General features: G+C 70.1%; 14 protein-coding genes. 11 read left to right on the plus strand and 3 right to left on the minus strand.

Translation table 11 applies throughout. From position 1 onward, the window contains the following. Positions 1-58: 58 nt before the first annotated feature. The 7 genes from pstC (at position 59) to BCF33_RS03725 (ending at position 6457) form a co-directional block, all read left to right on the plus strand. On the plus strand, positions 59-1504 hold the full coding sequence (pstC, locus tag BCF33_RS03695) for a phosphate ABC transporter permease subunit PstC (RefSeq protein ID WP_106159554.1): 1446 nt from the start codon (positions 59-61) through the stop codon (positions 1502-1504). Continuing rightward, complete coding sequence (pstA, locus tag BCF33_RS03700) at positions 1501-2835, plus strand: phosphate ABC transporter permease PstA (RefSeq protein WP_106159555.1); 1335 nt, start codon at positions 1501-1503, stop codon at positions 2833-2835. Before pstC ends, pstA begins: the two co-directional genes overlap by 4 nt. Before the next feature lie 10 nt (positions 2836-2845). Continuing rightward, positions 2846-3643 carry a phosphate ABC transporter ATP-binding protein PstB gene (pstB, locus tag BCF33_RS03705; protein WP_106159556.1) on the plus strand — a complete coding sequence of 266 codons (798 nt, stop codon included), beginning with the start codon at positions 2846-2848 and terminating at the stop codon, positions 3641-3643. 5 nt (positions 3644-3648) lie between these two features. Then, entirely contained in the window at positions 3649-4365 is a 717-nt protein-coding gene (gene phoU / locus BCF33_RS03710) for a phosphate signaling complex protein PhoU (RefSeq protein ID WP_106160191.1), read from the plus strand. A 5-nt stretch (positions 4366-4370) separates the two neighbouring features. Beyond that, complete coding sequence (phoB, locus tag BCF33_RS03715) at positions 4371-5060, plus strand: phosphate regulon transcriptional regulator PhoB (protein ID WP_106159557.1); 690 nt, start codon at positions 4371-4373, stop codon at positions 5058-5060. 3 nt (positions 5061-5063) lie between these two features. After that, positions 5064-5546: an ASCH domain-containing protein gene (locus BCF33_RS03720; protein WP_106159558.1), complete on the plus strand. Its 483-nt coding sequence runs from the start codon at positions 5064-5066 to the stop codon at positions 5544-5546. A gap of 137 nt (positions 5547-5683) precedes the next feature. Further along, on the plus strand, positions 5684-6457 hold the full coding sequence (locus BCF33_RS03725; protein WP_245883706.1) for a LuxR family transcriptional regulator: 774 nt from the start codon (positions 5684-5686) through the stop codon (positions 6455-6457). A gap of 162 nt (positions 6458-6619) precedes the next feature. Here the strand turns inward: BCF33_RS03725 and tsf are convergent, their stop codons facing one another. Together tsf and rpsB are read right to left on the minus strand one after the other, a co-directional pair. After that, entirely contained in the window at positions 6620-7495 is an 876-nt protein-coding gene (tsf, locus tag BCF33_RS03730; RefSeq protein ID WP_106159559.1) for a translation elongation factor Ts, read from the minus strand. Between the two features lie 87 nt (positions 7496-7582). Further along, positions 7583-8560 carry a 30S ribosomal protein S2 gene (gene rpsB / locus BCF33_RS03735; RefSeq protein WP_106159560.1) on the minus strand — a complete coding sequence of 326 codons (978 nt, stop codon included), beginning with the start codon at positions 8558-8560 and terminating at the stop codon, positions 7583-7585. 199 nt (positions 8561-8759) lie between these two features. Between rpsB and BCF33_RS03740 the strand changes: the two genes are divergently transcribed. From BCF33_RS03740 to BCF33_RS03755, 4 genes are read left to right on the plus strand one after another with little or no spacing between them, the layout of a single operon-like run. Further along, positions 8760-9632, plus strand: a complete 873-nt coding sequence (locus tag BCF33_RS03740; RefSeq protein WP_211292354.1) for a PfkB family carbohydrate kinase — start codon at positions 8760-8762, stop codon at positions 9630-9632. Beyond that, the gene (locus BCF33_RS03745; protein WP_106159561.1) at positions 9629-10552 is read left to right on the plus strand and encodes a pseudouridine-5'-phosphate glycosidase; all 924 of its coding nucleotides are present in this window, start codon (positions 9629-9631) and stop codon (positions 10550-10552) included. The genes BCF33_RS03740 and BCF33_RS03745 overlap by 4 nt, the downstream gene beginning before the upstream one ends. Positions 10553-10601: 49 nt before the next feature. After that, positions 10602-11309 (plus strand): DUF502 domain-containing protein, encoded by a 708-nt coding sequence (locus BCF33_RS03750; RefSeq protein ID WP_106159562.1) that lies wholly within the window; start codon positions 10602-10604, stop codon positions 11307-11309. Position 11310: 1 nt separating this feature from the next. Further along, entirely contained in the window at positions 11311-11913 is a 603-nt protein-coding gene (locus BCF33_RS03755; RefSeq protein WP_106159563.1) for a LysE/ArgO family amino acid transporter, read from the plus strand. Here the strand turns inward: BCF33_RS03755 and BCF33_RS14430 are convergent. After that, the gene (locus BCF33_RS14430) at positions 11910-12041 is read right to left on the minus strand and encodes a hypothetical protein (protein WP_281259999.1); all 132 of its coding nucleotides are present in this window, start codon (positions 12039-12041) and stop codon (positions 11910-11912) included. The two genes, BCF33_RS03755 and BCF33_RS14430, sit on opposite strands and share 4 nt — an antisense overlap. Positions 12042-12093: the final 52 nt, after the last annotated feature.

Below are 12093 nucleotides of genomic sequence, written 5' to 3' on the forward strand. Positions count from 1 at the left end.
GGACGGGGACGACGGGGCGGGCCTTCGGGCCCGCCCCCGATGCATTTCCGGGGGACGGATGACGACCGGGACGATCCTGATCGCGCTTCTCGCGCTGGCCGTGGTTGGGTACTTCCTCGGGCGGGGGAGGGCGGTCGCCTCGGCGGGGGGCGACGTGCGGCGGCTGCATTCGCTGCCCCGCTTCTACGGGCTGAACGTGGCGCTGACGACGCTGATCCCCGCGCTGGCAGTCCTGGCGGTAGGCCTTCTCGCGCTGCCGATCTGGACGGACCTGCGGGTGGGGGCCGCCATCGGCCCTTCGCTGGCGGGCGGGGACGCGGGGCGGCAGTCCCTGCTGATCGCGCAGGCGGACAGGCTGGCGGAGGGGCTGGAGGGGGCGGACGCGAACGTCGCCGCCATCGCCGCGCTGGACGACGGCGCCCTCGCGGGGGCGTTCGCCGACGCGGGGATCGCCGTGCGCGAAGGAACGGACCCGTCGATCCTGCGGGCAGCGCTGGCACGGGTCGGCACGCAGGAGACGGGGTCCTGGATGCTCGTCCTGCTCGTGGGGCTGGCGGGCGTGGTCGGGGCGCTGGTGGCGCTGCGCGCGTCGGGGCCCGCGTTCCGCGCGCGCAACGCGGTCGAGCGGGCGATCCTGGGCGTGCTGATCCTGGCCTCGACCATTGCGATCGTGACGACCGCCGGGATCGTCCTGTCCATGCTGTTCGAGACGATCAACTTCCTGCGCGCCTATCCGGCCGCCGACTTCTTCTTCGGCACCGTCTGGAACCCCCGCTTCTCGGGCGACAGCCAGCTCGGCCTTCTGCCGCTGCTGTGGGGAACGATGTATGTCAGCCTCGTCGCGCTGATCGTCGCGGTTCCCGTCGGCCTGCTCGCCGCGATCTACATGTCCGAGTACGCCGGCCCGCGGGTGCGTGCCGTCGCGAAGCCGCTGCTGGAGATCCTGGCCGGCATCCCGACCATCGTCTACGGCCTCTTCGCCCTCGTGACGGTCGGCCCTCTGCTGCGCGACTGGTTCGCGCAGCCGCTCGGGCTGGGAAACAGCGCCTCCTCGGTGATGACGGCCGGCCTAGTGATGGGGGTCATGCTGATCCCCTTCGTCTCGTCGCTTTCCGACGACGTGATCAACGCAGTGCCGCAATCCATGCGCGACGGATCGTTGGGCCTGGGCGCGACGAAGTCCGAGACGATCCGCCAAGTCGTCGTTCCGGCCGCGCTGCCCGGGATCGTGGGATCGATCCTGCTGGCCGCGTCCCGGGCGATCGGCGAGACGATGATCGTCGTGCTGGGCGCCGGCGCGGCGGCGCAGATGGACCTGAACCCGTTCGAGGCGATGACGACGATCACGGTCAAGATCGTCTCGCAGCTCGTCGGGGACAACGACTTCAACTCGCCCGAGACGCTCGTGGCGTTCGCGCTCGGCCTCACGCTCTTCGTGATGACGCTGGCGCTGAACGTCCTCGCCCTCTGGATCGTGCGCCGCTACCGGGAGCAGTACGAATGAGCGACATCGCCGCGAGCCCGCCGGCGGCGGGGGAGGGGAGGAAGACCTCCCTCCTTCGGGAGACGGATCGCGTCCGCAAGCGCAACGCCGCCGAGAGGCGGTTCGAGCTGTACGGCATGGCGGCCGTGGGGATCGGCCTTCTGGCGCTGGCCTTCCTTCTGCTCTCGATCCTGGGCAACGGCCTTTCGAGCTTTCGCCAGACCTTCGTCGACGTGCCGGTCGCCCTCGACCCTGTCGCCATCGAGGAGGCGGAAGCCTCGGTCGTGAAGACCTCGCGCTACCGGGACATAATCGAGGGCGCGTTCGTCAGCGCGCTGGAGGCGCGCGGCCTTCTGGAGGGGATCGACCCGGAGGAGGCGGCCGGCATCATATCGGAAGAGGCGCCGGCGCAGTTCCGGGACTACGTTCGCGCCAACCCCGAGGCGGTGGGCCGGCCGGGGGAGTTCACCTTCCTCGTCAACGGCCGGATCGACGGGTTCTTCAAGGGCCGCGTCACCTTCGAGAGCGCCGAGCTGGACGGCAACGTGACCCCCGCGCAGCTGCGCCTCGCCGAGCGGCTGGCCGGGGCGGGGCTGATCGACACGCGCTTCAACTGGGCCTTCTTCACCGCGCCCGACGCATCGGGCCAGCGTCCCGAGGCGGCCGGCCTCGGGGTGGCTATCCTGGGTTCGGCCTACATGATGCTGGTCGTGCTGTTCCTGGCCCTGCCCATCGGCGTCGCGGCCTCCATCTACCTGGAGGAGTTCGCGCCGAGGAACCGGTTCACGGACATCATCGAGGTGAACATATCGAACCTCGCGGCGGTGCCCTCTATCGTCTTCGGCATCCTCGGCCTCGCGATCTTCATCAACTTCGCCGGGCTGCCCCAGTCGGCGCCGATCGTGGGCGGCCTCGTGCTGACGCTGATGACGCTGCCGACGATCATCATCGCGACGCGCAGCGCGCTGAAGGCGGTGCCGCCGTCGATCCGCGACGCCGCACTCGGGGTCGGGGCCTCGAAGCTGCAATCGGTCTTCCACCACGTCCTGCCGCTGGCCGCGCCCGGCATCCTGACCGGCACGATCCTCGGCCTCGCGCAGGCGCTGGGCGAGACGGCGCCGCTGCTGCTGATCGGGATGGTCGCCTTCGTGGGCGAGTATCCGGACGCTCCGCCCGAAGGGCTGTTCGACCCGGCGACGGCGCTGCCGGTGCAGGTCTACAACTGGACCCAGAAGGCCGACCCCGCCTTCGTCGAGCGGGCGTCGGGGGCCATCATCGTGCTTCTGGCGTTCCTCGTCGTGATGAACGCGATCGCTATTCTGCTGCGCCGCCGTTTCGAACGCCGCTGGTAGGGAGTAGGCCATGAACGACATGCGCATTACGGAGCGGGCCGTGGACCTCAGCGAGACAAAGATCAGCGCGCGGAACGTGCAGGTCTTCTATGGCGACACGCATGCCATCAAGGACGTCAGCGTGGACATCGCCGACAAGACCGTCACCGCCTTCATCGGCCCGTCGGGCTGCGGCAAGTCCACGTTCCTGCGCTGCATCAACCGGATGAACGACACGATCGACACCGCACGCGTGACCGGCGACATCCTGATCGACGGCGAGGACATCTACGACCGCCGCGTCGACCCCGTGCAGCTGCGCGCCAAGGTCGGCATGGTGTTCCAGAAGCCGAATCCCTTCCCCAAATCGATCTACGACAACGTCGCCTACGGGCCGCGCATCCATGGCTTGGCACGCAACAAGGTCGAGCTCGACGAGATCGTCGAGCGGTCCCTGCGGCGCGGCGCCATATGGGACGAGGTGAAGGACCGGCTGGACGCGCCTGGCACCGGCCTCTCGGGCGGGCAGCAGCAGCGCCTCTGCATCGCCCGTGCCGTCGCGACCGAGCCGGAAATCCTCCTCATGGACGAGCCGTGCTCGGCCCTCGACCCCATCGCCACCGCCCAGGTGGAGGAGCTGATCGACGAGCTTCGCCGCAACTACAGCGTCGTGATCGTCACCCATTCGATGCAGCAGGCCGCGCGCGTCTCGCAGAAGACGGCCTTCTTCCACCTCGGCCATCTCGTCGAGTACGGCGAGACCGGCCAGATCTTCACCACCCCCAGGGACCCGCGCACGGAATCCTACATTACCGGACGGATCGGATGACCGACATGCAGGACCAGCACATCGCCTCGGCCTACGATCGCGACCTTGAGGCGATCCAAGCGCTGATCATGAAGATGGGCGGCCTCGTCGAGGACGCGATAACGAACGCGGCCCGCGCGCTGGAGACGCGCGACGACGAGATGGCCGAAGCCGTGCGGCGCGGGGACGCCGCCGTCGACCGGCTGGAGGAGCAGATCAACGAGGAGGTCGCGCGCGTCATAGCCCTGCGCGCGCCCACGGCCCGCGACCTCCGGGTCGTCCTCTCGGTCCTGAAGATCAGCTCCAACCTGGAACGCATCGGGGACTACGCGAAGAACCTCGCCAAGCGCGCCAGCGTCCTGACCCAGATGCAGCCCGTCGGTGACAGCGCGTCGACCCTGCGCCGCATGGCCCAGCAGGTACGCGCGATGCTGAAGGACGCGCTCGACGCCTACGTGCAGCGAGACGAGGCGCTGGCTCTCGACGTGCGCGATCGCGACGTCGAGGTGGATCAGATGTACAACAACATCTTCCGGGCGTTTATCACCCACATGATGGAGGACCCGCGCAACATCACCGCCTGCATGCACCTGCACTTCATCGCCAAGAACACCGAGCGGATGGGCGACCACGTCACCTCGATCGCCGACCAGGTCGTGTACCTGACCACGGGGTCGATGCCCGACGAGAGCCGGCAGAAGAAGGACCGCACCCCGTTCGAGACCCATGGGGCGGTGAGGTAGGGCCCATGGGCGGCGCCAGGCCCCTTGCGCTTCTCGTGGAGGACGAGGCCGCGCAGCGCGAGATCCTCGCCTACAACCTCGGCGCGGAGGGCCTCGACGTGGTCGAGACGCCGAATGGCGCCGAGGCGCTGGAGCTGGCTGCCGACCATCCGCCGGACATCGTGATCCTGGACTGGATGCTGCCGGGCCTCTCGGGGATCGAGGTCTGCCGCCGCCTGAAGCTGCGCGAGGAGACGCGGGGCGTGCCCGTGATCATGATCTCCGCCCGGACGGAGGAGGTGGACCGCGTTCGCGGGCTGGAGACGGGCGCCGACGATTACGTGGTCAAGCCGTACTCCGTGATCGAGCTGATGGCCCGCGTCCGCGCCCAGCTTCGCCGCACCCGCGCCGCGGCCGTCGGCGCCCAGCTCGTGCACGAGGGGATCGTCATGGACAGCGAGGCGCACCGCGTCTTCGTCGACGGGGGCGAGGTGAAGCTGGGCCCGACGGAGTACCGGCTGCTCGCCACGCTGCTGGAGAAGCCCGGCCGCGTCTGGTCGCGCGAGCAGCTCCTCGACCGGGTCTGGGGACGCGACATCTACGTCGACAGCCGCACGGTCGACGTCCATGTCGGCCGGCTGCGCAAGGCCCTCGGCGCGACGGGCGCGTCCGGGCCCATCCGCACCGTGCGCGGCGCGGGCTATGCGTTGGGCTGAGGGATGGAGGAGCTTCATCGGAGAACCCCGCGGACGGAGGCGTTCTGGCATGCATACGCCGCCGCGAGCGGCATCAGGGGCGGCTACGACGTGGTCGCGCTCGGCGACGCCCCGGAGATGGCCGATTCCCTCGCCGAACTGGTGCTGAGCGGGACGAAGCGCGCCACGGCCGGCTTGCTCCGCGACCTCGGGGAGAATCCCGTTCCCAAGGCGGGGGACCATGCCGTGATGGTCGACGGTGCAGGCGAGCCGCGCGCGATCTGGCGCACGGCAGAGGTCCGCGTCGGGCCGCTATCCTCCGTCGACGCGGCGTTCGCCTGGGACGAGGGCGAAGGGGACCGGACGCGGACGGGTTGGCTGCGGATGCACGAAGCCTTCTTCCGCCGGCAGGCCGAGCGGGAGGGCTTCGCGTTCCGGGACGACATCGAGACGGTGTTCGAACGCTTCGAAGTCGTGTGGCCCCGCCAGCGTGCGGATACTCGCTAATCGGTATTATGGTATTAAGTTCGGCGGAGGGCCGTTCGGGGCAAGGCCGCGCCGTCAGATCGTATCCGCCAAGCTGGACCTTCCATACTTGGGCCTGCACTCTCCAACCGTACCGCGCATCATACCGGACCGAGGCCATGAGCCAGCCCGATCTTCCCCTCAGCATCGTCGAGGCCATGCTCCGCGCCGACACGGTCCACGAATGCTGGTCGGTCCTCGAGAGGACGCTGGACGGCTATGGTTTCGACCGGATCATCTACGGCTACACGCGCTTTCGCGAAGGTCGGAACCTCGGCGACGAGGACTCGCTGCTGCTGCTCTCCAACTTTCCGCAGGACTATCTCGACGCGTTCGTCGGCCGGGGCCTGTTCAAGAGCAGCCGGATGATGCGCTGGGCCTGGAACGGCGACGGCGCGCGCACCTGGTCGGACATCGCGGCCGAGATCCACGATCCGACCGAAGCCGAGCGGGAGGTCGCCGAGTTCAACCGTTCCCGCGGGGTCGAGGCAGGCGTGACGATGGCGTTCCCGTCGGCCTGGCGACGCTCGAAGGGGGTCGCGGCGCTGACGGCGCGGCACGGGTTGACGCAGGACGACGTCGACGCGCTCTGGTCCTGCGAAGGCCGTGCGGTCGAGGCGCTGTGTCGTCTGGCGCACCGGTTGATCGTGACGTTGCCCGCCGACGGGATCGGGCCCCGGCTGACCGATCGCCAGCGCGAGGTCCTGGAATGGGTCGGTGACGGAAAGGCGGTCGCTGACGTCGCCCTCGTCATGGGGCTGAGCGTGCCGACCGTCGAGAAGCACCTGCGGCTGGCGCGCGCGAACCTGGGGGCCGAGACGACGGCGCAGGCGGTGCTGAAGGCACAGGCGCTCGGGCGGATCTACCGGATGAAGCTGGACGAACCCGGATAGGGCATCCCCGCCCTGCCCTCTGCCGACCGTGTTCGGGCCTCGTGCGGCGCGGCTTCGGCAGGGCACGATGCCTCTTCGGGCCCGGCCCGAGGCTGCGGGCCGCACCGGAATGGGCGGCAGGATCGCACCTGCCGCCCTTCGATCGAAGTTGGCCTCTCGCGCCTACTCGCCGCGCGCCTTCGCGACCTCGGCGGCGAAATCCTCCTCGACCTTCTCGATGCCCTCGCCGACCTCGAGGCGGACGTAGCCCGTCACGGCCAACCCGGCCTCCTCGGCAGCCTGGGCGACGGTCTTGTCGGGGTCGACGACGAAAGCCTGACCCATCAGCGTGTTCTCAGCCAGGAACTTCTTCATCCGGCCGTCGATCATCTTCTCGATGACCTGCTCGGGCTTGCCGCTCTCGCGGGCCTGCTCGGTCAGGACCGCGCGCTCGCGCGCGACGAAGTCCTGGTCCAGCGACGTCTCGTCCAGCGCGGCGGGGTTGGCGGCGGCGATGTGCATGGCGACCTGGCGCGCGAAACCGCCATCCTCTCCCTTCACGGCGACCAGCACGCCGATCTTGCCCATGCCTGGCGCGGCGGCCCCGTGCACGTAGGAGACGACCGTGTCCCCCGAGAGGTGCGCCATCCGGCGGATCGACATGTTCTCGCCAATGGTTGCGATCTTGTCGGTGATCATCGCGTTGATCGACTTGCCGCCGATCTCGAAGTCGCCGAGCGCGCCGGTATCGGGAACGTGCAGGGCGGTCTCGGCGATCTGGCCGACCATCTCCTGGAAGTCGGCGTTCTTGGCGACGAAGTCCGTCTCGGAGTTGACCTCGACCGCGACGCCCTTGCCGTCCTCGACGCGCACCGCGACGAGGCCCTCGGCCGCCGTGCGGCCAGACTTCTTCGCCGCCTTGGCGAGACCCTTCGTGCGCAGCCAGTCCTGCGCAGCCTGCATGTCGCCGTCCGTCTCGGTCAGCGCCTTCTTCGCGTCCATCATGCCCGCGCCCGTCGTGTCGCGGAGCTCCTTCACCTGAGCGGCCGTGATCGCCATCTCGTCACCTCTTGAATGCGTCGCGGGCAGGGGAAGGCCCCCTGCCCCATGTCGGTTTCGCAAGCGGCCCCGGGGGCCGCCGCGCGATCAGTCGACCTTCTCGCCCGGCTCGCTGTTCTCGATGTCCAGCGGGGCGTCCTTCTGGGCCACGTCGTCGTGCACCGCCTCGTCCGACGGAGCGTCCTGCTCGGCGTTGCCGTCGCCGGCGGAACCGGTCGAGGCGTTGCCCTCGGCGTCCGGGGCCATCGAGGTGCCGACGGCGGCGGCCATCGCGGCGGAGACCTCGTCCAGCTCGGCCGGCTCGGCGGCCTCGCCGGGGTCCTCGACCTCCTCGGCGGCGTCCTCGAACTCGCCGATGTCGACGCCCGCGGCGCCGAGCTGCGCCGACATCCCGTCAAGCGCCGCGCGGCTGGCCAAGTCGCAGTAGAGGGCGATCGCCCGCGCCGCATCGTCGTTGCCAGGGATCACGTAGTCCACCCCGTCGGGCGAGCAGTTGGTGTCCACCACCGCGACGACCGGGATGCCGAGCTTCTTGGCCTCGGCGATGGCGAGATCCTCCTTGTTCACGTCGATCACGAACAGGAGGTCCGGCACGCCGCCCATCTCGCGGATGCCGCCGAGCGAGGCCTGCAGCTTCTGCTGGTCCCGCTCCATGCCCAGGCGCTCCTTCTTGGTCAGGCCCTCGGCGCCCTCGGCCATGCGCTCGTCGATCTCGTTCAGGCGCTTGATCGACTGGGAGACGGTCTTCCAGTTGGTCAGCGTCCCGCCGAGCCAGCGGTGGTTCATGTAGTACTGGGCGCACTTCTCGGCGGCGTCGGCGATGGGCTGCTGGGCCTGCCGCTTGGTGCCGACGAAGAGGATGCGGCCGTTCTTCGCGACCACCTCGCGGATCACCCCCAGAGCCTGCTCGAGCAGGGGCACGGTCTGGGTGAGGTCGAGGATGTGGATTCCGTTGCGGGAGCCGTAGATGAACTCCTGCATGCGGGGGTTCCAGCGCTGGGTCTGGTGGCCGAAGTGCACGCCGGCTTCCAGGAGCTGGCGCATGGTGAAGTCGGGCAGAGACATGGTCTGCGTTTCCTCTCTCTTCCGGTTGAGCCTCGGCGGGGGTGCGGATTGAACCGACCGGATGGACGAGCGGGGGATGTCTCCCCCCGCGGCCCGTCCCCGCCTGCGAAGTGCGGCGCACCTAGGATGCCCGGGCCCCGGACGCAACCCTCCGGCGGCCCGGTTGCGCCCGCCGTCCGGTTGCGCCTACGGACCGGCCATGGCGCCCGACGTCCTCTGCATCGGATCGGTCCTCTGGGACGTGATTGGCCGCGCGCCTCGGACGATGGTCAAGGGGTCGGACGTGCCCGGTCGCATCACCCGGATCCCCGGCGGCGTCGCCCTGAACATCGCGATGACCCTGCGCCGCTTCGGCCTCGTGCCCGCGCTGCTCTCGGCGGTGGGGCGCGACGCCGAAGGGGACGAGCTCGTCGCCGCGTGCGAGGTCCTGGGGCTGGTCACCGATCACCTCTATCGGTCGGACGACCTGCCGACGGATCGCTACATGGCCGTCGAAGGCGCGGGTGAGCTGATCGCCGCCATCGCGGACGCCCATTCGCTGGAGGCCGCGGGCGCGAAGGTTCTGCGCCCGCTGGAAGGGGCGTTGACGGGCTGGGACGGCCCCGTCGCGCTCGACGGCAACCTGACGGAGGCGCTGCTGGCCGAGATCGCCGCATCGCCCCTCTTCGCGAGGGCCGACCTGCGTGTCGCCCCGGCCTCCCCCGGCAAGGCCGAGCGGCTGCTGCCCCTTCTTCGGCATCCCGGCGCGACGATCTACGTGAACCGCGAGGAAGCGGGCCTGGTCGCGAAGACCGACCCCCCGGACGCTGAGGCGGGCGCGCGGGATCTTCTGGCGCGGGGGGCGACGCGGGTGCTGGTGACGGACGGCTCCCGCCTGGCGGCCCTCGGCACGGCCGAGGGGATCGTGACGCGCCGCCCGCGCGAGGTCATGGTACGGCGCGTGACAGGCGCGGGCGACACGTTCATGGCGGCGCACATCGCGGCCGAGATGCGCGGCGAAGGCCGGGAGCGCGCGTTGGATACGGCGCTGCGCGCGGCGGCGGAATACGTAAGCGGAGAAGGCGGAGAATGAGGATGATCGAGATCGCGGCCGAGGTCGAGGAGGCGCTGGCGACCGGGCGCCCGGTGGTCGCGCTGGAGTCCACGATCGTGACCCACGGCATGCCGTTGCCCCGGAACCTGGAGACGGCGCGCGCGGTAGAGGAGACGGTGCGCGAGGGCGGCGCCGTGCCCGCCACCATCGCGGTGCTGGACGGCGTGCTGAAGGTGGGGCTGGACGCAGACGAGCTGGAGGCGCTCGCCCGGGCGGAGGGGGTCGCGAAGCTGAGCCGCGCCGACCTCGCGCTGTGCCTCGCGCGGGGCGGGACGGGAAGCACCACCGTCGCCGCGACGATGATCGCCGCCCGCGCGGCCGGGATCGACGTCTTCGCGACGGGCGGGATCGGCGGCGTCCATCGCGGCGCCGAGGTGACATGGGACGTAAGCGCCGACCTGCAGGAGCTGTCGCAGACGGCCGTGACGGTGGTCTGCGCCGGGCCGAAGGCGATCCTAGACCTGCCGAGGACGCTCGAAGTGCTCGAGACGCTCGGCGTGCCGGTGATCGCGCATGGCCAGGACGAGATGCCGGCCTTCTGGTCCCGAAGCTCGGGCTTGCCGGCGCCGCAGCGCATGGACGAGCCGGAAGCCATGGCCGCCGCGCACCTCGCCCGCGGCGCGCTGGGGGTTCCGGGGGGGCAGCTGATCTGCAACCCGATCCCCGCGGCCGCCGAGATACCGCGGGCCGAGATCGTGCCCGTCGTCGAAGCGGCGCTGGCCGAGGCGGAGAGGAAGGGCATCGCCGCCAAGGACGTCACGCCGTTCCTGCTGAGCCGCATGCTGGAGATGACGGAGGGCCGGTCGCTGGAGGCCAACGTCGCCCTGATCGTCGACAACGCACGGCTGGCTTCGGTGATCGCCCGCGCCATATGCAGGCGGAGGGGCGCGGGCAGCTAGCATGTCCTGCGGCGTTGCGCCCCCCTGCCCCGCCGCCTAGATCGAATCCATGAGCCCCACGCGCCCCCCGAGCGAAAGCGCCAGAAGGTCCAGCCTGTTCGGCCGGGCGCGGGGCAACTTCCTCGCCGGGCTGATCGTCGTCGCGCCCATCGGGATGACCGTCTGGCTGATCTGGACGTTGATCGGCTGGGTGGACGGGTTCGTGCTGCCCCTCGTTCCCCGCCAGTTCCGCCCCGAGCAGTATATCGGGATCAACCTGCGCGGCGTCGGGGTGATCTTCTTCCTGTTCTTCACCATCCTGATCGGCTGGATGGCGAAGGGCTTCGTCGGGCGCCAGTTGATCCGCGCGGGCGAGAGCATCGTCGACCGGATGCCCTTCGTCCGGTCGGTCTACGGCGGCGCCAAGCAGATCGCCGAGACGGTGTTCGCCGACAGCGCGAACAATTTCGACCGCGCGGTGCTGATCGAATACCCACGCCGGGGCGCCTGGGCGATCGCCTTCGTATCGACCCCCGCCAAGGGCGAGGTGGCGCAGAAGCACGTCGAAGGGGGCGGCGCGGACGACCCGCTCCTCTCGATCTTCGTGCCGACGACGCCGAACCCGACCTCCGGCTTCCTGCTGTTCCTCGCGCAGTCCGAGGTGGTCGACCTCGACATGAGCGTCGAGGACGCCGCGAAGCTCGTCATATCGGCGGGGCTCGTTTATCCGAACGGCAAGGACGCCCTGCCCGAACCCGACCTGCGGGCAGCCGAATAACGTGCTTCAGGCCTTCCTGACCGGCCTCGCGGTGCAGGGCTCCCTGATCTTGGCCATCGGGCCGCAGAACGTGTTCGTGCTTCGGCAGGGCCTGACGCGGGACCATGTGCTGCCGGTCGTGCTGTTCTGCGCGGCCTCGGACGCGGCGCTGATCTTCGCGGGTGTCGCGGGGTTCGGGGCGGTGGTCGACGCGGCGCCCTGGATGCCCCGCGCGATGGCGCTGGCGGGCGCCGCCTTCCTGGCCGTCTACGGCGCGCAGCGGGCCTTCGCGGCTTGGCGGGGCCACCATCCCCTCGTCTGCGGCGCGAGCGGCGGGACCTTGCAGGGCGCCATCGGGACGGCCGCCGCGCTGACTTGGCTCAACCCGCACGTCTATCTGGACACGCTCGCGCTTATGGGCGCGATCGGTGCGGGTCTCGGCGGCGACGCTTGGGCCTTCGCCCTCGGCGGCACGCTCGCGAGCGGCGCGTTCTTCGCCGCCCTCGGATACGGCGCGCAGGTGCTGGCGCCGGTCATGCGCTCAAGCTCTGCTTGGCGCATCCTCGACGCGGTCACGGCCGCGGTGATGTGGGCCGTGGCCGCGGGCCTGCTGGTCGCGACCTAGGAGGGCGCGATGGTCGTCGACGGGATGGCCTCGACGATCGGCTCGTCCTCGATCACGACCCCTTCCTGGGGCAGGGGCTGGCACGCGGCGGCGAGGGCGGCGATCACGATGGGGGCGAGCAGGCGCATGGGGTCTCTTTCCTTCGTTCTGTTTGTCGCACGTCCCGCCAGGACGCGACAC

The sequence above is a fragment of the Hasllibacter halocynthiae genome, from assembly GCF_003003095.1.
GTDB lineage: Bacteria > Pseudomonadota > Alphaproteobacteria > Rhodobacterales > Rhodobacteraceae > Hasllibacter > Hasllibacter halocynthiae.

Excerpts from the sequence above, each read along its gene's own strand:
- pstC (WP_106159554.1), top strand. The coding sequence starts at position 59 with ATGACGACCGGGACGATCCTGATCGCGCTTCTCGCGCTGGCCGTGGTT.
- pstA (WP_106159555.1), top strand. The coding sequence starts at position 1,501 with ATGAGCGACATCGCCGCGAGCCCGCCGGCGGCGGGGGAGGGGAGGAAG.
- pstB (WP_106159556.1), top strand. The coding sequence starts at position 2,846 with ATGAACGACATGCGCATTACGGAGCGGGCCGTGGACCTCAGCGAGACA.
- phoU (WP_106160191.1), top strand. The coding sequence starts at position 3,649 with ATGCAGGACCAGCACATCGCCTCGGCCTACGATCGCGACCTTGAGGCG.
- phoB (WP_106159557.1), top strand. The coding sequence starts at position 4,371 with ATGGGCGGCGCCAGGCCCCTTGCGCTTCTCGTGGAGGACGAGGCCGCG.
- BCF33_RS03720 (WP_106159558.1), top strand. The coding sequence starts at position 5,064 with ATGGAGGAGCTTCATCGGAGAACCCCGCGGACGGAGGCGTTCTGGCAT.
- BCF33_RS03725 (WP_245883706.1), top strand. The coding sequence starts at position 5,684 with ATGAGCCAGCCCGATCTTCCCCTCAGCATCGTCGAGGCCATGCTCCGC.
- tsf (WP_106159559.1), bottom strand. The coding sequence starts at position 7,495 with ATGGCGATCACGGCCGCTCAGGTGAAGGAGCTCCGCGACACGACGGGC.
- rpsB (WP_106159560.1), bottom strand. The coding sequence starts at position 8,560 with ATGTCTCTGCCCGACTTCACCATGCGCCAGCTCCTGGAAGCCGGCGTG.
- BCF33_RS03740 (WP_211292354.1), top strand. The coding sequence starts at position 8,760 with ATGGCGCCCGACGTCCTCTGCATCGGATCGGTCCTCTGGGACGTGATT.
- BCF33_RS03745 (WP_106159561.1), top strand. The coding sequence starts at position 9,629 with ATGAGGATGATCGAGATCGCGGCCGAGGTCGAGGAGGCGCTGGCGACC.
- BCF33_RS03750 (WP_106159562.1), top strand. The coding sequence starts at position 10,602 with ATGAGCCCCACGCGCCCCCCGAGCGAAAGCGCCAGAAGGTCCAGCCTG.
- BCF33_RS14430 (WP_281259999.1), bottom strand. The coding sequence starts at position 12,041 with ATGCGCCTGCTCGCCCCCATCGTGATCGCCGCCCTCGCCGCCGCGTGC.